General features: G+C 48.7%; 4 tRNA genes. All 4 read left to right on the top strand.

What is annotated here, in order from left to right:
• The 4 genes from P7D84_RS13740 (at position 1) to P7D84_RS13755 (ending at position 389) form a co-directional block, all read left to right on the top strand.
• A tRNA-Asn gene (locus tag P7D84_RS13740) sits at positions 1-74 on the top strand.
• Between the two features lie 49 nt (positions 75-123).
• A tRNA-Ser gene (locus tag P7D84_RS13745) sits at positions 124-212 on the top strand.
• 18 nt (positions 213-230) lie between these two features.
• A tRNA-Glu gene (locus tag P7D84_RS13750) sits at positions 231-302 on the top strand.
• Between the two features lie 14 nt (positions 303-316).
• A tRNA-Val gene (locus P7D84_RS13755) sits at positions 317-389 on the top strand.
• Position 390: the final 1 nt, after the last annotated feature.

The following is a 390-nucleotide window of genomic DNA, read 5'->3' on the forward strand; positions in this document are numbered from 1 at the left end:
TCCGGCATAGCTCAGTTGGTAGTAGCGCATGACTGTTAATCATGATGTCGTAGGTTCGAGTCCTACTGCCGGAGTTTCTCATAAGAGAATAAATAGAGTATTGGGCCTTTGTGCTCCTATCTTGGAGAGTTGTCCGAGTGGCCGAAGGAGCATGATTGGAAATCATGTAGGCGGGTAATCCTGTCTCAAGGGTTCGAATCCCTTACTCTCCGTAAATAATCTTTTTTACTGGCCCGTTGGTCAAGCGGTTAAGACACCGCCCTTTCACGGCGGTAACACGGGTTCGAGTCCCGTACGGGTCATTTTAATTAAATATGGAGGTTTAGCTCAGCTGGGAGAGCATCTGCCTTACAAGCAGAGGGTCAGCGGTTCGATCCCGTTAACCTCCAT

It is taken from the genome of Enterococcus dongliensis (assembly GCF_031927985.1).
Taxonomy (GTDB): domain Bacteria; phylum Bacillota; class Bacilli; order Lactobacillales; family Enterococcaceae; genus Enterococcus_A; species Enterococcus_A dongliensis.